The organism is Paraburkholderia sp. GAS333, from assembly GCF_050435665.1.
GTDB classification, from domain to species: domain Bacteria; phylum Pseudomonadota; class Gammaproteobacteria; order Burkholderiales; family Burkholderiaceae; genus Paraburkholderia; species Paraburkholderia fungorum_A.
In genome coordinates this window covers 1,265,528-1,287,513 of sequence record NZ_JBNDKS010000003.1, presented here as the reverse complement: position 1 = coordinate 1,287,513, position 21,986 = coordinate 1,265,528, and the positions used below count along the sequence as shown (strand labels likewise).

Annotated in this window: 12 protein-coding genes; 5 read left to right on the top strand and 7 right to left on the bottom strand. The window is 63.0% G+C overall.

Going from position 1 to position 21,986, the window contains the following annotated elements; genetic code table 11:
* Positions 1-35 precede the first annotated feature (35 nt).
* Positions 36-2,753, top strand: coding sequence for an aconitate hydratase AcnA (gene acnA / locus ABH945_RS21535; protein WP_074766643.1), 2,718 nt, complete (start codon positions 36-38; stop codon positions 2,751-2,753).
* Between the two features lie 122 nt (positions 2,754-2,875).
* On the opposite strand, the gene ABH945_RS21530 is transcribed toward acnA, so the two are convergent.
* From ABH945_RS21530 to ABH945_RS21505, 6 genes are all read right to left on the bottom strand, one after another.
* Positions 2,876-3,934, bottom strand: coding sequence for a hypothetical protein (locus tag ABH945_RS21530; protein ID WP_429251841.1), 1,059 nt, complete (start codon positions 3,932-3,934; stop codon positions 2,876-2,878).
* Between the two features lie 2 nt (positions 3,935-3,936).
* Positions 3,937-5,601, bottom strand: a complete 1,665-nt coding sequence (locus ABH945_RS21525) for a sensor histidine kinase (protein WP_429251840.1) — start codon at positions 5,599-5,601, stop codon at positions 3,937-3,939.
* Positions 5,602-5,682: 81 nt separating this feature from the next.
* A complete protein-coding gene (locus ABH945_RS21520; protein ID WP_074766639.1) occupies positions 5,683-6,315 on the bottom strand; it encodes a response regulator transcription factor in 633 nt (210 codons plus the stop codon).
* 76 nt (positions 6,316-6,391) lie between these two features.
* Positions 6,392-7,450, bottom strand: coding sequence for an OmpA family protein (locus ABH945_RS21515; protein ID WP_429251839.1), 1,059 nt, complete (start codon positions 7,448-7,450; stop codon positions 6,392-6,394).
* Positions 7,451-7,786: 336 nt separating this feature from the next.
* The gene (locus ABH945_RS21510) at positions 7,787-11,545 is read right to left on the bottom strand and encodes a DUF748 domain-containing protein (RefSeq protein WP_429251838.1); all 3,759 of its coding nucleotides are present in this window, start codon (positions 11,543-11,545) and stop codon (positions 7,787-7,789) included.
* A 284-nt stretch (positions 11,546-11,829) separates the two neighbouring features.
* A complete protein-coding gene (locus ABH945_RS21505) occupies positions 11,830-13,251 on the bottom strand; it encodes a DUF1254 domain-containing protein (RefSeq protein WP_074766632.1) in 1,422 nt (473 codons plus the stop codon).
* A 336-nt stretch (positions 13,252-13,587) separates the two neighbouring features.
* Between ABH945_RS21505 and ABH945_RS21500 the strand changes: the two genes are divergently transcribed.
* From ABH945_RS21500 to ABH945_RS21490, 3 genes are all read left to right on the top strand, one after another.
* Positions 13,588-14,256, top strand: coding sequence for an FMN-binding negative transcriptional regulator (locus tag ABH945_RS21500; RefSeq protein ID WP_429251837.1), 669 nt, complete (start codon positions 13,588-13,590; stop codon positions 14,254-14,256).
* 115 nt (positions 14,257-14,371) lie between these two features.
* Entirely contained in the window at positions 14,372-17,077 is a 2,706-nt protein-coding gene (locus ABH945_RS21495; protein ID WP_429251836.1) for a heavy metal translocating P-type ATPase, read from the top strand.
* Positions 17,078-17,446: 369 nt separating this feature from the next.
* Complete coding sequence (locus ABH945_RS21490) at positions 17,447-19,420, top strand: methyl-accepting chemotaxis protein (protein WP_429251835.1); 1,974 nt, start codon at positions 17,447-17,449, stop codon at positions 19,418-19,420.
* A gap of 70 nt (positions 19,421-19,490) precedes the next feature.
* Here ABH945_RS21490 and ABH945_RS21485 read toward each other — a convergent pair whose 3' ends face one another.
* Positions 19,491-20,162, bottom strand: a complete 672-nt coding sequence (locus tag ABH945_RS21485) for a glutathione S-transferase family protein (protein ID WP_074766623.1) — start codon at positions 20,160-20,162, stop codon at positions 19,491-19,493.
* 217 nt (positions 20,163-20,379) lie between these two features.
* On the opposite strand from ABH945_RS21485, the gene ABH945_RS21480 reads away from it, so the two are divergent.
* Complete coding sequence (locus tag ABH945_RS21480) at positions 20,380-21,852, top strand: polyhydroxyalkanoate depolymerase (protein WP_074766620.1); 1,473 nt, start codon at positions 20,380-20,382, stop codon at positions 21,850-21,852.
* The last annotated feature ends 134 nt before the right edge of the window (positions 21,853-21,986 follow it).

The following is a 21,986-nucleotide window of genomic DNA, read 5'->3' as shown; positions in this document are numbered from 1 at the left end:
TACTGTAGTTCCGCGATCAAACCAAGGAAAACACCATGGCCCACAACCTCCACAAAACGCTCAAGGAATTCGACAGCGGTTCCGGCAAAGGCAAGTTCTACTCCCTGCCGCAACTCGGCAAGGCACTGAACATCAAGATCGACCGTCTGCCGGTTTCGATCCGTCTCGTGCTGGAATCGGTGCTGCGTAACTACGACGGCAAGAAAGTCAACGAAGAACACATCAAGCAACTGGCGAACTGGGACCCGACCGGCGCACGCGTCGACGAAATCCCGTTTGTCGTGGCGCGTGTCGTGCTGCAAGACTTCACCGGTGTGCCGCTGCTGGCCGACATCGCTGCCATGCGCGGTGTCGCGCAGCGCGTCGGCAAGGACCCGAAATCGATCGAACCGCTGGTCCCGGTCGATCTGGTTGTCGATCACTCGGTCACGATCGATCACTTCCGCGAAAAGAACGCGCTCGATCTGAACATGAAACTGGAATTCCAGCGCAACAACGAGCGCTACCAGTTCATGAAGTGGGGCATGCAGGCATTCGACACGTTCAAGGTCGTGCCGCCGGGCGTCGGTATCGTTCACCAGGTGAACCTGGAATACCTCGCACGCGGCGTGCACAAGAAGGCCGAAGGCGCGGACACCGTGTACTACCCGGACACGCTGGTCGGCACCGACAGCCACACGACGATGATCAACGGTATCGGCGTGGTGGGCTGGGGCGTGGGCGGCATCGAAGCGGAAGCCGGCATGCTCGGCCAGCCGGTGTACTTCCTGACGCCGGACGTGGTCGGCGTGAACCTGAAGGGCAAGCTGCGCGAAGGCGTGACGGCAACCGACCTGGTTCTGACCATCACCGAATTGCTGCGCAAGGAAAAGGTTGTCGGCAAGTTCGTCGAATTCTTCGGCGAAGGCACGCGCACGCTGTCGCTGCCGGACCGCGCGACGATCGGCAACATGGCGCCGGAATACGGCGCGACCATGGGCTTCTTCCCGGTCGACGAAAAGACGATCGACTACTTCAAGGGCACGGGCCGCACGGACGCAGAAATCTCGGCGTTCGAAAACTACTTCAAGGCGCAGAACCTGTTCGGCGTTCCGAAGGACGGCGACATCGACTTCACGAAGGTCGTGACGCTGGATCTGGGCACGGTGGCTCCGTCGCTGGCAGGCCCGAAGCGTCCGCAAGACCGTATCGAAATCGGCAATGTGAAGTCGACCTTCGGCGACCTGTTCTCGAAGCCGGTCGCGGAAAACGGTTTCGCGAAGAAGGCTGAAGACCTCGACGCGCAATACACGACGACCAACGGCGTCGACGTGAAGAACGGCGACATCCTGATCGCCGCGATCACGTCGTGCACGAACACGTCGAACCCGAGCGTGCTGCTGGCCGCTGGCCTGCTGGCGAAGAAGGCTGTCGAAGCCGGCCTGACGGTCGCTCCGCACATCAAGACTTCGCTGGCCCCTGGATCGCGTATCGTCACCGAGTACCTGACGAAGACCAACCTGCTGAAGTACCTCGACAAGCTGGGCTTCACGCTGGCCGCTTACGGCTGCACGACCTGTATCGGCAACGCGGGCGACCTGACGCCGGAACTGAACGAAGCGATCACGAAGAACGACATCGTCGCGGCAGCGGTTCTGTCGGGCAACCGTAACTTCGAAGCGCGTATTCACCCGAACATCCGCGCGAACTTCCTGGCTTCGCCGCCGCTGGTCGTCGCTTACGCAATCGCCGGCAACATCACGCGCGACCTGATGACCGAACCGGTCGGCAAGGGCAAGGGCGGAAAGGACATCTACCTGGGCGACATCTGGCCGACCAGCGAAGAAGTCAACGAACTGCTCAAGTTCGCGCTGGACGCCGACGCGTTCCGCAAGAACTACGCGTCGCTGACCAAGAAGGGCGACCTGTGGAGCAAGATCGAAGGCGAAGAAGGTCAGGTCTACGACTGGCCGAAGTCGACGTACATCGCTGAGCCGCCGTTCTTCGGCAACGACTTCTCGATGACGCCGGCCGACAGCATCGCTCCGGTCAGGAATGCACGCGCACTGGGCATTTTCGGTGACTCGGTCACGACCGACCACATCAGCCCGGCTGGCTCGATCAAGGAAGACTCGCCGGCAGGCCGCTGGCTGAAGGAAAACGGCGTGCAGAAGGCCGATTTCAACAGCTACGGCTCGCGTCGCGGCAACCACGACGTGATGATGCGTGGCACGTTCGCGAACGTCCGGATCAAGAACCTGATGATCCCGGCGAAGGCAGACGGCTCGCGCGTCGAAGGCGGCCTGACGATTCATCAGCCGAGCGGCGAACAGGAATCGATCTACGACGCAGCGATGAAGTACATCGCCGCGGATACCCCGACTGTCGTGTTCGCGGGCGAAGAGTACGGCACGGGTTCGTCGCGTGACTGGGCAGCAAAGGGCACGCAACTGCTGGGCGTGAAGGCTGTGGTCGCACGCAGCTTCGAGCGGATTCACCGTTCGAACCTGGTCGGCATGGGCGTTCTGCCGCTGCAGTTCAAGGGCTCGGATAGCGTGCAATCGCTCGGTATCACCGGCGAAGAAACGTACGACGTCGAAGGCCTGGGTTCGGACTTCAAGCCGCAGCAGGAAGTGACGCTGGTGATTCGCGGCAAGGACGGCAGCGAGAAGCGCGTGCCGGTGCTGCTGCGTATCGACACGCCGATCGAAGTCGACTACTACAAGCACGGCGGTATTCTGCCGTTCGTTCTGCGTTCGCTGCTGGCTGCTTAAGCTCGACTCAGTTCAGCCCGGCCTCACGGTCGGGCTAACGGCATGGCTGTTTTGCAGGGGCTGCGTCCTGTGGAGGGCGCAGCCGACTTTGAAGCCCGACCTTTTGGTCGGGCTTTTTTTGTTTACCGTTGGGATGTGTTGGCGCTGAACGCGCCAGGGTTGTCCGTGACCCGGCGCTGAGTCATGCGGGCGTTCCATGTGACGTCGGCCGGTGTCGCCGACGCGTGGGCTGGAGTTATCGTAGTCGACGCAGCAACCGCCGAGGTGCGCCGCTGCTGGGCGGCCCAGTTGAGCAATGCGGCCTGCTCGGGTGCCGCATCGGTTGAAGGCACGCGTGCGGTCCACTCGGGTTGCGCCGATGTTGAAGCTTGTGCGGACGGATCTGCTGAGCGACTTAGTGTCAGGCGATCGTCGATCGGCGTCTTGCCCAGATGCAAGCTCGGCGCGCTGGGCCTGGTGCCGATGCTAGCGTTGACGCTCGCACTGGCGCGGCGAGTAGCGGCGTCGGAAGCCAGAGTTCTCGTGATCTTGTACGACCCGGTATGCCGCGACGATGCCGCAAGTTCGACCGGAAGCGCAGCCTGACGCGATGGTTTGGACTCAACCGGACGCACGGCAAGAGGCACCGGTTTCGCCATCGAAGCCGCATTCTGCACAACCGTCGGGGCAACCTTGACCACCGCTTCAGCCTGCAAGGCCGTTTCTTCCGAATGAACCACGGCGGGACGCGCTATCAGCGTCGCGTCGGCTTTTTCAGCGTCACGCATTGCGGTGGTTGTCAGCAACCAGGCCAGCGCGATACCCGTAGCCGCGAAGATACCCGCCCCCAGCACGTAATCTCTGCGCGACGAACGCACAAGTGTTTTACCGGCTTCGAGGTAGTACCTCGCTTCGTCCAGTTGTGCCTGGATATGAGCGGAATAGTCGCGTGGCGTTCGCACCTTGTAAAAAAAGCGAAACATGGTGCCCGGCGGAAGCGGCTTTCGACGCACCGGCGTCTTGTGCCTCGCGGCTGTCCGGATCGCCTCTTGTGCTGCGGCAGCCGCTACTCGCTCCGCGTCGCGTTGCGCAGTGGAGCGCGCTGGCTGTGGGCGCAAACCGAACGGCGGCGGCAAGCTACTCAGCAGCCGCGCGTCTGGGAGCGCGAGATCGCCTTCAATCAGCGCCAACGGTCTGGTCATCTTCAGGTGCTCCCCGGTGCTGCGGGCCGCGCTTCGAGTTGCATCGCAAGGTTCCTCGCCCGTTCAATCAACGACTCAATCGAAATCGTGCTTTGCTCCAGCGGCGAGACACTCGCCCGCCGCAACGCTTCCATCAGGCTGCGCGCGCCGACGAGGCCAACAGCGCCGCTCAACCGGTGCAACACGCTACGCAGATGATCAGGCTCACCCTGACGCCACAACACGCCGAGGCGTGCCACGTCGTCGGCCATTGCTCGTCGCCAGCCGTCCAGAAAGATGGAAAGATTGACCCCTTCTTCGGACAGCGAATCCAGAAAACGATGATCGAATGGCTCGTAGGAGCCGCTGACTGAGTCAGCCGGTAGTCCCGTCGCGATGAAGGAAGCGGAGGTTTGCACGTCGTCACAAACCGGTCTTGCTAACGACCGCTTCTCCACGACGGCAAACTGCGCCTCGAAGCTGACGCTAGCGATTGCGTCCATCCCGCGCGAGACTGAAAGTTCACCCTGCATGCGCTGTGCAAGCGCCTGACACAGTGGCAGACAGGCATCCGTTTCGTCGGACCGCTTGCCGGCCATATCTGGCTGACACAGGATGCAATCGGCCTGCGGACGTCGCTCAGCCGGCGCGCTTTTCTCACCCGCCTCCATCAAGCCGATCAGGATTCGCTGCGAACCCGCATTCAAAGGCTCAGCGCCCACCATGAGCACGATCTCCTGATGCCGGCTGAGTTGAATCGCGCGGCCCAGCAGATGAAAACAGAGTTGGCCGACGCGCGCATGGTCGGCCAGAATCGTCTCCGCCACGGCGGGATCGACATTCACGCTGATACGCACACCCTGGTTCGCTGCATACGGTGCCAACAACACGACGACTCCATCTGCGAGTTCACGCAGATTCGTCTCGCTTTCGTCGATAACCAGAGTGCGCGATTCCAGCGGAGACTTGTCGAGCAGATCGCGGAGCGTTTGACTCCACGTCCGCAACGCGTATTGGATCGTGGCCAGTGGCGGTGAAGGCCTGGATGGCGCGGCAGGTACGTTGAAACAATCGAGCAGATTCGCCACTGCGAGCAAGGGTGCCTCGACAAGAAAATGTGTCGCACCGGAAAGCCCGAACGAATTAGAAGTATCAACCGCGTACGGATTGCCGTGCGCTTGCGCGTGATTCCATCCGTGGATTTGCGCGGTCCGCCATCGCGCGTCTGCGGCCTCATAACGACGAGCCCACTGGCCGGCCACCTGTTTCTGCTTTTCAACCAGCCGCCGTGTTGCAGACCGGGACAGAAACGCGCCAATTAGCGCAACGCTCACACCAACCGCTAGCGACAAAGCGAGCGCCAACCCCAGCGTGATCGACCAAGTAGGCCTCGCGAATGCATCGTCCTGTGCGGTTTCAGCGAGCGCGGATCCGTCACCGCTCGCCATGGTAGCGAGAGGGGGGCCGGAGCTGCCCCCTTCATGTGCGTCGATGTCGTCAAGCGGTTGCGGCAACGGGATGACTGCGCCGTGCTGGTTCGCTTCAACTGCGGGACTGGAGTTTCCGTTGAGTACCGGCGTTGACGCGGCGCCAACTCGCGAAGCCGCATTGGCCTGCGCCGGAAACATACACAACAGCAGTGCAAACGCAATTAAACATCCCGACAACGTCGCGAAACGGATCGACATGCGCCGCGCCTTTTGAGCGCACGGGCACCGGAAGTCGAAGATAAACCGCGCCATGGTCACGTTATTCATAAACCGCAAAACTCAATCGATCAGCTTATGCAACGAAGCAAACTCGATCAGCGCGGCCAGCGACGACAGTCCAAGCTTTTCCTGAATACGGCTCTTGTAAGTGCTCACGGTTTTGTCGCTGATAAACAGCGCGTCGCCGATAGCCTTGTTCGACATGCCTTTCGACAGCATCTGCAAGATCACGAGCTCCTTGTCGGACAGCATGCGCACGCGGTCTTCTTCGTGTTCGGTGCTGATGTTGGGCGTCGCGCCGCCGCCGGCTGTGACCGGGAACACCGTGTAACCCGCCAGCACCGCCTCCACGCCTCGCATGATCTCCTTCATTTCCTGCGACTTGCCGACAAAGCCGTGAACGCCCGAACGCATTGCGCGCGGGGCAAACGTGGCGGGATCGTGACCGGACAGCACCAGAACGCGAATGGGCGGATGAGCAAGCTTGAGCCGTGGAATCACATCGAGTCCGCTGATACGCGGAATATCCAGATCCAGAATGGCGAGTTTCGGCGTGAACTGCCGGGCCATTTCAACGGCGGTCTGGCCGTTGTCCGCTTCGATTACCTCTTCGATGCCCAGCAACTGCTGGAGCTGCATTTTGATGATCATTCGGAATGCGGGATGGTCATCGATAATCAGAGTTGTTGACATGGTTTTTTATCCTCGTGAAAACGCTCACTGTTGTTTATTGGCGCTGCATGCCGCCCCGATGCAAAAGCGCTGCTGACTAGTCAGCGCCTGCAAATTCCAGCTCGACGCGGCGATTCGGTGCGAGGCATTGCACCAGTTCGTCGCGTTGTGTTTGCCGGCAATCCACCTTCTGATTCTCACTGCCCCGGCCTTGCACCTTGATCGGCAATGTCACGCCGCGTCCGCGTAGATATTGTTCGACAGTGTGTGCGCGTTGCAGCGACAGGTGCCGGTTATAGGCGTTGCCGCCGAGCCGGTCGGTATAGCCGGTAATTTTCAGTTTGCTCGTGACAGAAGCTGTCTTGAGTTGCGCCGCCATAGCGTCCAGTTCAAGCTTGCCGGCGGCAAGCATGGCGCTGTTGTCGGCGCCGCCGAAACGGAACAGCGAGTCGGCGCGCAACGTCATTTTTTGTGGCGACGATTCAGCCGGCGTTGACGTTCGCTGCGGCATCGCCGTCTTGCATTGCAGGGTCAATTCCGCCGATTCGCGCAGATTCTGCTGAATCTGCGGCAAGCGCTTTTCGGCAGTGGCGAAGCTGCGGCTCCACGCATCGTGACCGGCCTGCATCAACTCGACTTCGGCGCAGGCGAGCAGCGGTTGCGCTTCTGGACAACCGGCTACGGCCGCATCCGTCTTGATTGCGTTGACGATTTCCCACAGGTCGGGCCGCACCGTGGACACGGTACGTAGCGCAGGATTCGCAGCAGAAATCGGCTCGCCTCGCTCGAGGCTCATCGTGATCTCAGCCGCCTGGCCGATGGCCTCTTCGACGAAACCCCAATCGTCGTTTGCGTCGCGCGTTTGCCTGGCGGTGTCGATCCAGCATTGCGCTTTGGCGTGGAAGTAGTTGTCTTTGTCGCCCGGCAACTGATCGAGACGCTTTTGCAACGACGCCAATGCTTTGCGGCTACTGCCGATCGACGCGTAGGTGTTGACCCATTGAGAGTTGGCCGCGCCCGCCGCTTCACCCTGACTGGCGCCAATGCCGGTTTTCAGCACGCTCGCATCCTGGATGCCGAGCCGTTCACGCGCTGCATGGTCTGCACAGCCCGTTAAGGCTAAAGCGCATACCAGCGTCGTTAGCTGCAATGTCATTGCGGTTTGCGTCTAGCGCATCGTCCGGGAGAAGACTCCGAGTATGAATACGAGAAGACATGCAAGGAATGGGAGCAATCCTAGATTCCCATCAGACGCTTCGACCGCTTTCATGCGAATCGGATAGCGGCTGTCATCCGGCTGTATGACCAGCCACGATACAAGGTAAAAAAGTGGGCATATCGGCTTTGCATCGAGCGATAAAACGCGTGCGGCGAGGGTTGCCGCAAAGCGATGCATGGGAGGGGAAGAACAACAAGAAGGCAACGCGCTTTCGACACGCCTGCATGCCGCAGCGCGTACAACACGCTGCGGCATGCGCATTCAGAAAAGCCCTTATTTCAAGCCGAAATCGACGCGCGTGGTCGCGCCTTTGTCGTTGATGCCATCGGCGTTCAGCTTCGGCGCGACGACGAACACGCGGCTGCTGTCGATCTTGCCGTCCAGATACTGCTGCACGCTCTGCGCCCGCTGTTGCGCAAGCTCGCGCAGGTTGGCGTCGTTGATCGGCGCATTGGCCGCGAGCGCCGCCTTCATGTCGCTGTCCGGCACGCTCTTGGTCAGGCCGACAAAGTTATGCGGCTTCTTGAAGTCGGCGGACTTGTAGGCCTTGGTCAGGTACTTGTCGTAGTCCTTCGGATCGAGCGTGACGGTCGACAAATCCACGCTCTCGCCGTTGCCTACCACATCCTTGATCTTCTGCTGCTTGACGAGGCGGTCGACGTACAGCGTGCGCAACGCCGGTTCGTCGACAGCAGGATCGACACGGCCGATCAGGTCCATCTTCACCGACGATTTATCGGCGAGCGCCTTCACGATCGTGTCGAGTTTCTTGTTGTCGGCATCCGAGAGCGTCGCGGAACCCGGCTCGAATTCGACGTAGCCCAATTCCTCGCCATTGCCGCCGAACGCGTGAGCGATCAGCGAGAACGGTGCAGTCACCGCCTTTTGCAACAGGTTGAGCACGGCATGCCAGATCAACCCGCCCACGCTGAACTCAGGATTCGACAGCGAGCCCGACACCGGCAGATTCACGTCGATTTCACCGCGCGAATTCTTCAGCAGCGAGATAGCGAGGCGCACCGGCAGTTTGGTCGCCGTATCGTTGTCGATGTGATCGCCGAACGTGAGCTGATCGATGAACAGATGGTTGTCCGCATTCAGTTGATCGTTATCGAGCTTGTAATGCAGATCGACGTTCAGCTTGCCCTTGGTGATCGGATAGCCGGCATATTTCGACGAATACGGCGTGAGGTTGGTCAGCTCGATATCGTGCGCGCTCGCGGTCAAATCGAGCGCCGGTTTGGCGATCAGCGGATTGATCGTGCCGCGTATCGACAGCGGACCGTTGGCCGCGAGCTTTGCGGCGATATCGACCGGCGCGGGCGTGGTGGACTGCGTGCCGAACGCGCCCACCGTACCCTGAATGTTGACCAGGTTCGCGCTGTAATTCGGCTTGATGAAGTTGTCCGTGTACGTCACGCGGCCCTGTTGCAGCACCAGTTGGCCGAAGTGCATCCTGACCGGGCTTTGCGGCGGCGTCGCCGCGGTGACCATGGCGGGCGAGGCCGCCACGGGCGCGGACGCAACCACCGCCGCCGACGCCGCAGGCGGCGTCAACGGCACGGGTTCGGTGCCCCCTTTGGTTCGTGTGAGCGATTGCGCCGCGCCGCTTTCATGCGCGACGACGTCCTTCAGATTCAGCTTGCCTTGTGCGTCGAGCAGCACGCTCCCGTAAAACTTCGTGAAGGTGACGCGGCCCGCGTCCACGACCGTGCCATGTTCGTCGTAATCGGCCTTCAGGTTGGACAGCGCGAGCGAGCCCCAACCCGCGAACGGGTCCGAAGTCGCCTTGTCGAGCATACGCACGTCGACGAGCGCCACGTCGCCGCGGTAGTTCGCTTTCAGCGACTTCGCCTGGCTCAGCGTGAGATCGCCGTTTGCGTTGAGCAGCGCGCTCGCGATCACGGCATTCAGCTTGCTGCCGAAGTAAGGTTCGAGCGCCGCCACGTCGAGCCGGTTCGCGTTCACCTTGACGGCCACCTTGAGCGGCGTCGCCGTGACGTCGCCCTTCACGCCGAGCGTGCCTTTTTTGTTCAGCGTGGCTTGCAGATCGACCGGCAGCGGACGGCTCAGGTCGTCGCTGATCTGCTGCACTTTCAGTTGCAGCGGCGTGATGCTCAGCTTGACCGGACGCGGCGTGGTGCTGTCGGTGAAATCGACGGTGGCGTCTTTCAGGTTCAACTCGCCGATCTTGTAGTGCCACGCCGGCCCTTCTTCGTGCGCCTTTTTCGCCGCGTGGATCGCGGTGCGCTGCTGCGCGGTTTCGTGCGGCCCGGCGAGCGAACTCAGGTTGATGCTGCCGTCTTTCAGACGCTGCGCATCCACCGTGAGACCAGTGGTGGCAACGCTGGTTATGTCGGCCGTACGCGCCGCCACGTCCACCTGCTTGACCGCCACCTGGCCCTGCGCGAGCGCGATCACCGGCGCTTTATTGTCGCGCGAGGCGAGCTTCAGCGACTGCACGTCCAGTTGCGTATCGGCGACCGTCAACGCGACCGGCGACTTAGACCAGTTCGCGTCGATATTGACCGTCGCCGACAGCGCGCCGTCGGTCACCTGAGCCGCCGTTGCGGTATCGATATAGGGCTGCAGGACCGGCAGCTTCAGCGACTTCAGATCGAGTTTCGCGCTGGCCGTCTTCGCCACGAGGCCCACTGCACCCTCGGCGCCGAGCGAACCGCCGTCGCCCAGTTCCGTGTTCAGCGTGTAGTGCGCGGGCGTGGTGGCGAGCGTCGAAAAATCGGTGAGCGTGACTGCGAGCTTTTGCAGACCGAGGTCGACCGGGCGCGAGGCCGCCTCGTCGTGGACCTTGACGGTGCCGTCGGCAAGCGCGAAGCGTTTGATCGATAGATCGAGAGGCGGAGCGGCCTTTTCTTCGGCTTTAGTGTTGGCGGCAGGCGCTGCGCCCGACGCAGCGACCGGCGCGGACGCGCTCGCCGATGCCTGCGCATTCTGCGCAGCAGGCGCTGGCGCAAACATCCGCTCGACACTCAGCACGCCGTCTTTGTCGCGCGCGAGATTGGCGCTGGGCGCGTCGATACGGATATCGTCGAAGTGGTAAAGACTTTTCAGCGGTTCAAGCGACGCCGCCGCCACGTGCACCGCGCGCGCCGCGAAGAACGGCGCTTTGTTGCGGTCCTGCACATCCACGTCGTTCAGATCGACGGTGCCCGCGACGCGCAACGAAGGCGCGTCGTTCGACATCACGAAATTGAGCTTGAGATCGGTAGAGAGCTTGCCCGACTGCACGACGATCGGCAGCGTAGTAGGTGCGTACGAGATCAGACGCGGCACATCGAGCCCGTCGAAACGCAGCGACACTTCCGACTCGCGCGACGCCGCGAACGGCTTGGTCCGGCCGTCGATAGCAAGCGGACTGCCGTCGATCCGCGCACGCAGCAGCGGCTCGACGAAAATATCGGTTTTCGAAGGCAGCGTGGCGATAAACGGGATGCCGAGCTTCCACTGGTCGATCACATGGGTCGCGCCGAGCAGTTTGTCGTCGAACGTAATCTGGCCGTTTTCGACGCGAATATTCGACACCGAGAAAAGCGTCGGCTTGCTGTCGGGCTTGGCGGGCTGCTTCGAAAACTTCTCGATCAGATCGGTGAAATTGAAGCGCTGCGCGTCGTATCGAACGATATGAAAGCGTGGCGAGTCGACCTGCACTTCATCGACGATCGGCGCGCCGCGAAACAGCGAACTCCACGACGGCTTCACGATCAGCCGCGAAATATCGATGAAATCGCCCGCGCCGCCGCGTTCGCCGATATGCACGTTGTCGGCTTCGAGGCGGAGCGTATAAGGATTGAGCGCGATGCGGCCAATCGAGGCGGGCCGGTCGAGCTGCTTGCTGAGTTGTTGCGCGGCGATGTGGCGGATCAGCGGGGGCGCCGCAAAAAAGCCGAGCAGACCGAACAATACGAGAAAGATCAGCAGACCTATCAGGACCCGCCGCGTGCGACGTGACTGCGCAACCTCGCGCACGGTCTGCATGGAAGAAGCTAGTGATGCTTTATTAAGGCTTGCCATCTCGGTCTTGGGTAATGCGGCGGCAAGCCCGCCGCGAAAACGAAAATCCCGCAAGCGGCAGTATAAAACGTGAATCTCGTGGGGGATAGAAATGTCGAGCGCGGTTTTACAAACATCCGCGTGACGGAGCGGTTTATCCGCCGCCACCAGGCAACGAATAAACCACGATTCAAGGTGTTATTGACAGCGCGTTGTCATCTCGCTGACGTACTTCGCAGGACGCAATGTCTTGCGCGACGCGATGCATCGGTGATCCGTTCACCGACGCATCGCATCGACTCACATCATTGACGCACGACGGCGGGCGGTTGCCAGCTTCCGTCGGTGGCCTGCGGTTTCGGTGCGTACAGACGCAGCACCAGTTGCAGATCGCTGCGCGGCGCGGGCAGCCAGTTGCCGCTCCTGCTGCGCGTCGACGAAACGGTCACGTCGAGCGAGCCGTCGCGATTGCGGCGCGCGCCGTTACGATCGCCGACCGCCAGGCGCGCAGGCGCACTTTCACCCAATGCGCCATCTTTCGTGTACGCGGTGATCGACCAGAAGCCGCGCACCGGCGGCAACTGGTTCGGCGCAAAGTGAATCACGTAGCGGTTCGCGCCGTTCAGCGCGTGACCGTCGCTGTCCTGGGTGACGACCGCGCGTACTTCGTCGTCCTTCGTGCCGATGCCCGGCTGAGTGCTCGCTGCGTAAGCGCGCAAGGCGTAGTCGGGGCCGTAGTTGCCCACGCCGTCGCCGAACCAGCTCCAGCCGTTGGCGCTCAGCACGTTGGTCGGCGGCGTGGCGACGCGCTCGTGGCCGTCCGCGAGACCTGCGTTGACGACGGCGGTTGCGTTCGGCAGCTTCACCGGTTCGCCGGGTATCACACCGAAATCCGAGAGGATTTTCAGCGCGTGCGGATCGGCTGGTGTCGGCGGATTGTCAGGCAGCGCATCGGCGAGGCGGCTGAAAAAACCGTTCGCGTCGAGCGCGGCGACCTGCGCGGCCGGAGTCGTAGCGGTGGCGCTGGCGGTGTCGGCGGAATTGCTGCGGGGCGGCGCAACCTGGGCCGCATGCGTGTCGCCGACGTAGACGCTCAGCGGCACGACCCGGATGGCGCGTTGCAGCTTGCGCACCGCCGTCAGATCACGCGTGCCGTTCGACTGGATGCGCACGCTCACCCACGCGTTGTGGGTCGGCACGTCGACTCGCGTCACGTTCTTCGGCAAATCGCCCTTCCAGTCCGGGCTGACGAACGCAATGCTTTGCGCCTTGATGCCCGCCGCGCGCGTGGCGAACTGGGAACTGGTCGACCACACCACGTTGGTCCACATGTCGAGCACGCGGGCGTCGACATAGCGGCCGTGCGAATCGGGCAACGAGATGATCACCGGTTCGGCGCCGACGTCGAGCCAGCCGGTCGAGTCGAGCGTGTCGAGACTGGGGCGCGTCGGATTGGCCGCGCCGATCGGCGGCAGCGCCTGCGCGTGGCGCAGCGTATTAATTGGAGCCTGCCCCGGCTCGGTGCCGACCGCCGCGTCGCGCGCGACGCCCATCAGCACCAGCGGATAACCGAAGACGTACGAATCGGCGACTTCGTCCTTGATCCAGCCAGTCTTGTTGGGCGTCACGGACGGGCTGGACGAAGCGCAACCAGCCAGAAATGCGAGGCCTGCGAGCGATGCGCAGGTCCAATGAAACGAAAACGGTTCTCGGCGATTTTTTATCATTCGTTGAGGTGGCGGAACGTGCGGTCCTATGGGAGAGGCCGGCGCGCAGCGATACGTGTTTGCGTGGTCTCCCAAAGCCCAGCGCAGCCTGTCTGCGGATCGCAATGCCGACAACTTCGGGTTGTATCGTATCCTTGCCTGTCAGGCAAGCGCAAAGGCAAGAAATGCGCGTGATAACGCGTCAGGGCGCGTCATTTGCGGTACGGTCGATGGTTTTCGCGACACTTATGCCAGCCAGCGAGTCACGGGTCGTTTTTACGCGCTGGCTTTCCGGCGCTTTATTTAGCTTTTATTTTCATTTTTTCGTCCCCCTATTTTTCGTATCCGGAGCGTTTCATGTACATGCCCGCCCATTTCGAAGAGAACCGTCCAGAGGTTCTCCACCGTCTGATCGCCGAGCAGCCGTTCGGCGCGTTGATCACGAATGGGCCGAACGGGCTCGACGCGAACCATTTGCCGTTCGAGGCCGAAGCGATTTCCGCAGCGGGCGACGCGACGGCATCGGCTGAAAACCGCCTGATTCTGCGTGCGCACGTCGCCCGCGCGAACCCTGTCTGGCAGGAAGCAGCGACGAATCCCGACGCGCTCGTGATCTTTCAGGGGCCGGCTGCCTACATTTCGCCGACGTGGTACCCGAGCAAACACGACACGCATCGGCAGGTGCCTACGTATAACTACATCGTTGTGCACGCGCATGGGCGGATCGTCGTGCGCGATGACGAAGCTTTCGTGCGCGGGCTGGTCGCGAGGCTGACGCGCAAGATGGAAGCCGGCGAAGCGGTGCCATGGAAAATGGGCGACGCGCCCGCTGACTTCATCAAGCAGATGCTTGGGGCGATTGTCGGGATCGAGATCGAGGTGACGCGGCTGGTCGGCAAGTGGAAGCTCGGGCAGAACAAGGAAGCTGCGGACCGGCGCGGGGCGGCCGACACTTTGCTGGACCGCGCATCGGACGAACAGAAGGCCGTCGGGCAGGCAATGCTCGATGCGCCGCCGGCTTTCTGAGGCCGAACTTGCCGTGGAGCGGCTCGCCACACAATCCGTCCTTGACCTTCCCATCATAGGAAGGTCGATACTGGGTTCACGATGCGGCCCCATGCCGTTGCGAGCCTTACCTACCATGACCGAACTTGCCAACACGCAGCGCCCCGCAGGCGCTGCCCTCTCTCAACTCCCCGGCCGCACCACCGAACTGGACATCGGCGGGATGACCTGCGCGTCTTGCGCGATGCGCGTCGAGAAGGCGCTGGCGAAAGTGCCGGGCGTGACGCGTGCGTCGGTGAATCTCGCCACCGAGCAGGCGCGTATCGAAAGCGATAACACCGTCGATCCCGAAACACTCGCCAATGCCGTGCGCAAGGCGGGCTACGACGCCACGCCATCCGCTTCCGCCGAACCAGCGCCGTCTCACGTTGCGCAGGCGACGGAACTCGCGATCGGCGGCATGACCTGCGCATCGTGCGCGATGCGTGTCGAAAAAGCGCTGGCGAAAGTGCCGGGCGTCGCGAGCGCATCGGTGAATCTGGCGACCGAAACGGCCACCGTCACCGTGAACGATGCGACGCCGGACGCCGCCTTGCTGATCGCCGCCGTCAGGAAAGCCGGCTACGAAGCCGAGCCAATCGCGCCGCCCGCTGCACCTGTCGCCGCGGACGCCGCCGACAAAGCCGCCCCCGCCGACCGCAAGCGCGATCAGGCACGCCAGGACCTCGTCGCCGTCATCGTGTGCGCTTTGCTGACATTGCCGCTGGTCGCGCCGATGGTCGGCGAATGGTTAGGCATCCACGCGATGCTGCCGCCGTGGCTGCAATTCGCGCTTGCGTCGATCGTGCAATTCGGCTTCGGCGCGCGCTTCTATCGCGCGGCCTATCGGGCGATACGCGCAGGCGCGGGCAATATGGACCTGCTGGTCGCGCTCGGTACGTCGGCGGCTTATGGCATCAGCGTGTACGAATTGCTGGGGCATCCGGGCGACACGCTGCATCTGTATTTCGAGGCGTCGGCGGTCGTGATTACGCTGGTGCGCTTCGGCAAATGGCTCGAAGCGCGCGCGAAGCGTCAGACGACCGACGCCATCCGCGCGCTCAACGCGCTGCGTCCCGATCGCGCGCGGATTCGCGTCGGCCGCGAGGAACGCGACGTGCCGCTCGCGCAGGTACGCGTCGGCACCGTCGTGATCGTGCGTCCCGGCGAACGCGTACCGGTCGACGGCGCGGTGCTCGAAGGCCGCACGCATATCGACGAATCGCTGATCACCGGTGAAAGCCTGCCGGTGCCGAAGCAGGCGCCCGATGCGGTCACAGCGGGTTCGATCAACGGCGAGGGCGCGATTGCGGTCACGACCACGGCGATCGGCGCGGAGACGACACTCGCGCGGATCATCCGCCTCGTCGAAAGCGCGCAGGCTGAGAAAGCGCCGATCCAGCGACTGGTGGACCGCGTCAGCGAAATCTTCGTGCCGGCAATTCTGGCGATTGCGGCGCTCACTCTGGTCGGCTGGCTGCTTGCCGGGGCGGGCGGCGAAACGGCGATTCTGAACGCGGTCGCCGTGCTGGTGATCGCCTGCCCGTGCGCGCTCGGCCTGGCGACGCCCGCCGCGATCATGGCCGGCACCGGCGTCGCAGCGCGGCACGGCGTGCTGATCAAGGACGCCGAGGCGCTGGAAACGGCGCATCGGGTGAACATCGTCGCCTTCGACAAAACCGGCACGCTGACGCTCGGCCGGCCATCGGTGACCGCATTTGAGCCAATCGGCCAGATTACGCGCGACGAGGCGTTGCGATTGGCGGCGGCCGTGCAGCGGCACAGCGATCATCCGTTGGCGCGTGCGGTGGTCGGTGCTTATGCAGCGGTGGCGGCTGACACGGCCGGAGCGGACGAGCGTGGCGAACTAGCGGAAACGCAAAATCCGGCGCTTGCTGCGTTCATCGCGCGCGGAGTCGGCAACTCCCACGTGGGGGCTGCGACAGATCCAACATTGGCGGCGGCCATGCAAACGGGTGTGCAGGTTGCATCCGCTGCGCAAGCCAAGATCCAGTCCGATAAACAAGCCATCCCAACCGGCTCTGCCGCTCGCGCCATCGCCGGTCGAGGTGTCGAAGCGAACGTCGACGGCAGGACGCTGGCGCTCGGCAGCACTCGCTGGCTCAACGAACTCGGCATCGAACTCACGCCTGAATCGGCCGCGCGCGCCAGCGAACTCGAAGCCGCCGGCAACACCGTTTCCTGGCTGATGCAGCGCAGCCCCGGCAACGTCGCCGCGCTCGCCCTCATCGCATTCGGCGATACCGTGAAGCCCACCGCCCGCGCCGCCGTCGAGCGGCTCGCGCAAATGGGCATCAAAAGCGTGCTGATTACCGGCGACAACCACGGCAGCGCGGCGAGCGTCGCCCACGCGCTCGGCATCGACGAATTCCACGCCGAAGTTCTCCCGGACGATAAAGCCCGCGTGATCCGCGACCTGAAGATCCGCTGCGCTGGCATCGTCGCGATGGCGGGCGACGGCATCAACGACGCCCCCGCGCTCGCCGCCGCCGACATCGGCATTGCGATGGCAACCGGCACCGATGTCGCCATGCACGCGGCCGGCATCACGCTGATGCGCGGCGATCCGGCGCTGGTGGCCGACGCCATCGACATCTCGCGCAAGACCTGGCGCAAGATCCAGCAGAACCTGTTCTGGGCGTTCGTGTACAACCTGATCGGCATTCCGCTGGCTGCATTGGGCTTGTTGAATCCGATGCTGGCGGGCGCGGCGATGGCGTTTTCGAGCGTCAGCGTGGTGACGAACGCATTGCTGCTGCGGACGTGGCGCGGGGCGCGCTGACCTGAGCTGCCCCATTTGCTCCGCAGATCTGGCACGGCTTGCTGAAGCCGACACTGGCTGAGCCAGCGATGACGCGTACAAAAGGCAGCGTGGTGGCAATCGCGTGGGGTGGGGTGGCGTGACGAGAAATTCCGCCACTCCTACGCACGTCACGTCATTCGTAAAACGATAAAGCGCTGGCGTTCACACAAGCTGCGTGGCAAGCACCCCCGCGCCGCACCCAACCCGCAACAAACCCACGCCCAATTACAAAACCCTTTCGCGCCACTAAAGCCAACCACCTTCGCGGCCGTTAACCAGACATCGACGCCAGCCATGCCCGCGCATGGTCCGCGTATCCGCCTGTCCCCTATTACTCCGCGATTGCCAATGGATTTTCTCTCTCTTCGCCGCGCCAGCGTTGGCGCCCGGCTCGCCGTACTGTCGTGCGCGCTGGTAGCGTTGATTTTCGCCGCCTTCACGTGGGCGCTCACCCGTTCCGCCAGCCAGCAGGTCCGTGACCAGGTTCTTCAACGGATTGCCGAAAAGGACCGCTCGATCGCCGCGATGATCACGCTGTTCGACAAGGCGCTGTCGGCGGAAGTCGATCGCTCGATGTCGCTGTTCGCCAGTTTCCTGCCCACCAGTTACACGCTCGACGAAACGCAAAAAGTCGACATCGGCGGAATCGCGACGCCCACCCTCAAGGCCGGCGACAAGGTTCTGAATCTGGATTTCACGATCCCCGACCTGTTCCTCGAACGCAGCGGCGCGGTGGCCACGGTGTTTGCGCGCACGGGTGACGATTTCGTCCGCGTGACGACGTCGCTGAAAAAACAGGACGGCAGCCGCGCGATCGGCACGCTGCTCGACCGCAAGGCACCGGCTTACGCGCGGCTGCTCGCAAACCAGTCTTACACGGGACTGGCCGCGCTTTTTGGCAAACGTTTAACTACGCAATATCGGCCGATTACCGACGCGAGCGGCCGCGTGATCGGCGCGCTGTTCGTCGGCGTGAACGTGGACAAGGAGATTCAATCGGTCGAAGACGGCATCCGCAATCTGAAGATCGGCGATAGCGGTTACTACTTTGTCGTCGATGCGTCGAAGGGCGCGGACCGCGGCAAGCTGATCGTCCATCCGGCCGCCGCCGGTCAGAAAGCGGACGACGCAAACGCCCCGTATCAGCAGATGCTGGACCTGAAACAGGGCGAACTCGACTACCGTTCCGCCGACAGCACGCTCAGCGAGCCCACCGCGCGCGACAAGTTCGTATCGTTCGTGACCGTGCCGGAATGGCAATGGCTGGTCGGCGGCATCGCGCCGCGCGACGAGGTGCTGGCCGAGGTCGTCAAGACCCGCAATCAGTTCCTGCTGCTCGGCTTCGCATTGGTCGGCGGCTTCGCGGTGCTGTTCCTGATCGCGGTCAGGCGTCTCGTGAGCCGTCCGCTCGACGAAGCCGCCAACGCGTCCGAGCGCTTCGCGTCGGGCGATCTGTCCGTGCGCGTCGCGAAACACGGCAACGCGCGCGCCGACGAAATCGGCCGGCTGATGCAGTCGATCGACGGCATCGGCGAAGGCCTCGCGCGGATCGTTGCACAGGTGCGCCATGCATCGGCGGATATGTCGCACGGCACCGAAAAGATCGCCACAGGCAGCGGCAACATCGCCATGCGGATCGCGACGCAGGCGAGCAGCCTGGAGGAAACGGCGGCGAGCATGGAGCAGATGACGTCGACCGTGCAGCAGAACGCGGACAACGCCACGCAAGCCAACACGCTCGTCACGCGCGCCGCCGACGCCGCGCTCGAAGGCGGCCGCGCGGTCGAACGCGTGGTGTCGACGATGGGCAAAATCAGCCGCTCGTCGCAGAAGATCGCCGAGATCACGACGGTGATCGAAAGCATCGCATTCCAGACCAACATCCTCGCGCTGAACGCGGCTGTCGAAGCCGCGCGCGCGGGCGAGCACGGCAAGGGCTTCGCGGTGGTCGCATCCGAAGTGCGCGCGCTCGCACAACGCAGCGCGGCCTCGGTGAAGGAGATCGAAAGTCTGATCGCGACGTCGACGGCGACCGTGGCAAGCGGCTTCAAGATTGCCGAACACGCCAGCGCGACCATGCAGGGCATCGTCGAACAGGTCGGGCAGGTGCGCGCGATCATGGGTGAAATCAGCGTCGCGTCGCGCGAACAATCGGGCGGCATCGAACAGATCAACCTGGCCGTCACGCAGATCGGCGAGGCCACCCAGCAAAACGCGACGATGGTCGGCGAAGCGGAAATCGCGGCGGCCGAGTTGCGCGATCAGGCTGCGCGTCTTGCGCAGGTGGTCAGCGTGTTCAAGCTCGATAACGCGCGCGATTGATTTGTAGTGTTACGGAAGCCGCTGCTGGCGCAGTGTGTCTCAATGCACCCACGCCGGCAGCGCAACGGCGTCAGAACTCGACATCCAGTTCGTCGATCTCCTCGGCTTCCTGCTGCGCATCGGCGATCCATTCCTGCATCTCGGGCAGCGCCATGATCCGCTGCCCGTATTCGACGATCTCAGGGTCGAGCTTCACGTCGTAAGTCACGAAACGCGTCACCACCGGCGCGTACATCGCATCCGCCGCCGTCCGTTCGCCGAACAGGAACGGGCCGCCGTACTGCTTCAGACAATCCCCCCAGATCGACACGATCCGGTCGATATCGGACTGCGCGCGCGCCCAGACCTTGAAGCCCGGAAAGTGCGCCTTCAGGTTCATCGGCAGCGCCGAGCGCAGCGAGCCGAAACCCGAATGCATCTCGCCGCAAATCGAGCGGCAATGCGCACGCGCGCGAATGTCCTTCGGCAACAGCGCCGCCTCGGGCTTCAATTCGTTCAGATACTCGGCGATTGCCAGCGTGTCCCAGATCTTGATGCCGTCGTGAACGAGGCACGGCACCAGAATCGACGGCGACAGCAGCAGCAATTCGGCGCGCGCCGCCGGGTCGTCGATCGGCATCACGATTTCGTCGAACGGCAGGCCGCTGAATTTCGTCAAGAGCCAGCCGCGCAGCGACCACGACGAATAATTCTTGCTGCTGATCGTGAGCGTGGTCAGCGAGGTTTGCGGGGTATTGGCCATACGTTTCTCCTCCAGATGAGGCGTTCGACCGACGCCTGACGGCCGCCATGCACGCCGTCGTGCGCGCACGCACCAAAGCGCGGCAATTCCGGCCCATCCGACTGACGCGCGCAAATGCTATGCCAGTGCGCACCACGCCCTGTCAGTGCGTATGCATGCATGGCACATGACTTGCCTCTGTTTGAACTCCTTCCTTTCCTGCACTCGTGCGAAGGTTATGAACCTGTTCGCATATCCGGCCTATCAGGCCTTCGCCGACATGATGCTGCCGCTGCGGCACAGCGCGGCGCTGATGAATCACTCGCTCGATGCGTGGCCCGCGTTCGGCGACTCGCCGCATGGCCGCTCGATCCGCGCGTCCTGCGAATTGCTGACGCTCGCGGGACTGACTCCCGTGCGGCCGCCGTTCGGGATCGACAGCGTGGTGAGCGACGGCAAGCCGGTAGCGATCGTCGAAGAAGTCGCCGCCCGCACGCCGTTCTGCTCGCTGCTGCATTTCCGCAAGGCGAGCGTGCCTGCCACGCCGCAGCCGCGCGTGCTCGTCATCGCGCCGATGTCCGGCCACTTCGCGACGCTGCTGCGCGGCACCGTGCGCACGATGCTCGCCGAACACGACGTGTACATCACCGACTGGCACAATCCGCGCGACGTGCCGCTCAGCCAGGGCCGCTTCGGTTTCGACGAATTCGTGCAGCACGTGATCGACTTCACGGAGAAGATCGGACCCGGCTCGCATCTGCTGGCCGTGTGTCAGCCGACCGTGGCCGCACTGGCCGCCGTCGCGCTGATGGCCGCCGACGATCATCCCGCACAACCGGCCAGCATGACGCTGATGGCCGGCCCGCTCGACACGCGGATCAATCCAACGCGCGTCAACGATCTGGCGAAGAGCAAGCCGCTCGACTGGTTCGAGCGGAATCTGATCAGCGCGGTGCCGTTCGGTTTTGCGGGCGCGCATCGGCGGGTGTATCCGGGGTTCGTGCAACTGACCGCGTTCATGGCGATGAATCTGAACCGCCATTTCGATTCGTTCGAAACGATGTACTACGAACGCGCGAAGGGCGATCCCGCGAAAGCCGACACGATTCACACGTTCTACGAAGAATATTTCGCGACGATGGATCTGACCGCCGACTTCTATCTGGAAACCGTCGACACGGTTTTTCAGCGGCATGCGCTGCCGTTGCACGAACTCGAAGTGCAAGGGCGTCTGGTCGAGCCGTCGAAGATACGGCGCACTGCGTTGCTCACCGTCGAAGGCGAGAAGGACGACATCTGCGCAGTCGGGCAGACGCTCGCCGCGCAGGACATGTGCGACAAACTCAGGCCGTATCTGAAGACGCATCATGTGCAAACCGGCGTCGGCCACTACGGCGTATTCAACGGACGACGCTGGGAGCGGCAGATTTATCCGCGTGTGCGGGCCGTGATTTACGACAACGAACCGCGCGCGGTACTGGTGAGTTCGCGCGCGCGGACGATTCAGCCGGTGTCTGTGCCGGTAGCTACGGCCGTCGAGGTTGCGCCTGCGGCGCCGGCCGCCGCAGCGGTGGTCGATGTCGTGGTGGAGGCGGCTGCGTCGAATGGGTCTTCTGCCGCGAGAGTCAACGGCAGCGGGGCTTCTACGACGAAGACAAAGCCGCAGTCGACAACGCGAGCGACGCGCAGGCGGCCACCGGCTGCGCAGTGAACAGGTTCGGTTTCTACGAACGCGCGGCGGACCCTTTTCTCGGGTTCGCGCCGCGCCCGTCGAACAGTTTGCGCCAGAGCGCGAAGTTGGCCGCGCTCCTGCCTCTACGCTTCATGCCGTGACTTTCAGGCTCC

Excerpts from the sequence above, each read along its gene's own strand:
- acnA (WP_074766643.1), top strand. The coding sequence starts at position 36 with ATGGCCCACAACCTCCACAAAACGCTCAAGGAATTCGACAGCGGTTCC.
- ABH945_RS21530 (WP_429251841.1), bottom strand. The coding sequence starts at position 3,934 with ATGACCAGACCGTTGGCGCTGATTGAAGGCGATCTCGCGCTCCCAGAC.
- ABH945_RS21525 (WP_429251840.1), bottom strand. The coding sequence starts at position 5,601 with ATGTCGATCCGTTTCGCGACGTTGTCGGGATGTTTAATTGCGTTTGCA.
- ABH945_RS21520 (WP_074766639.1), bottom strand. The coding sequence starts at position 6,315 with ATGTCAACAACTCTGATTATCGATGACCATCCCGCATTCCGAATGATC.
- ABH945_RS21515 (WP_429251839.1), bottom strand. The coding sequence starts at position 7,450 with ATGACATTGCAGCTAACGACGCTGGTATGCGCTTTAGCCTTAACGGGC.
- ABH945_RS21510 (WP_429251838.1), bottom strand. The coding sequence starts at position 11,545 with ATGGCAAGCCTTAATAAAGCATCACTAGCTTCTTCCATGCAGACCGTG.
- ABH945_RS21505 (WP_074766632.1), bottom strand. The coding sequence starts at position 13,251 with ATGATAAAAAATCGCCGAGAACCGTTTTCGTTTCATTGGACCTGCGCA.
- ABH945_RS21500 (WP_429251837.1), top strand. The coding sequence starts at position 13,588 with ATGTACATGCCCGCCCATTTCGAAGAGAACCGTCCAGAGGTTCTCCAC.
- ABH945_RS21495 (WP_429251836.1), top strand. The coding sequence starts at position 14,372 with ATGACCGAACTTGCCAACACGCAGCGCCCCGCAGGCGCTGCCCTCTCT.
- ABH945_RS21490 (WP_429251835.1), top strand. The coding sequence starts at position 17,447 with ATGGATTTTCTCTCTCTTCGCCGCGCCAGCGTTGGCGCCCGGCTCGCC.
- ABH945_RS21485 (WP_074766623.1), bottom strand. The coding sequence starts at position 20,162 with ATGGCCAATACCCCGCAAACCTCGCTGACCACGCTCACGATCAGCAGC.
- ABH945_RS21480 (WP_074766620.1), top strand. The coding sequence starts at position 20,380 with ATGAACCTGTTCGCATATCCGGCCTATCAGGCCTTCGCCGACATGATG.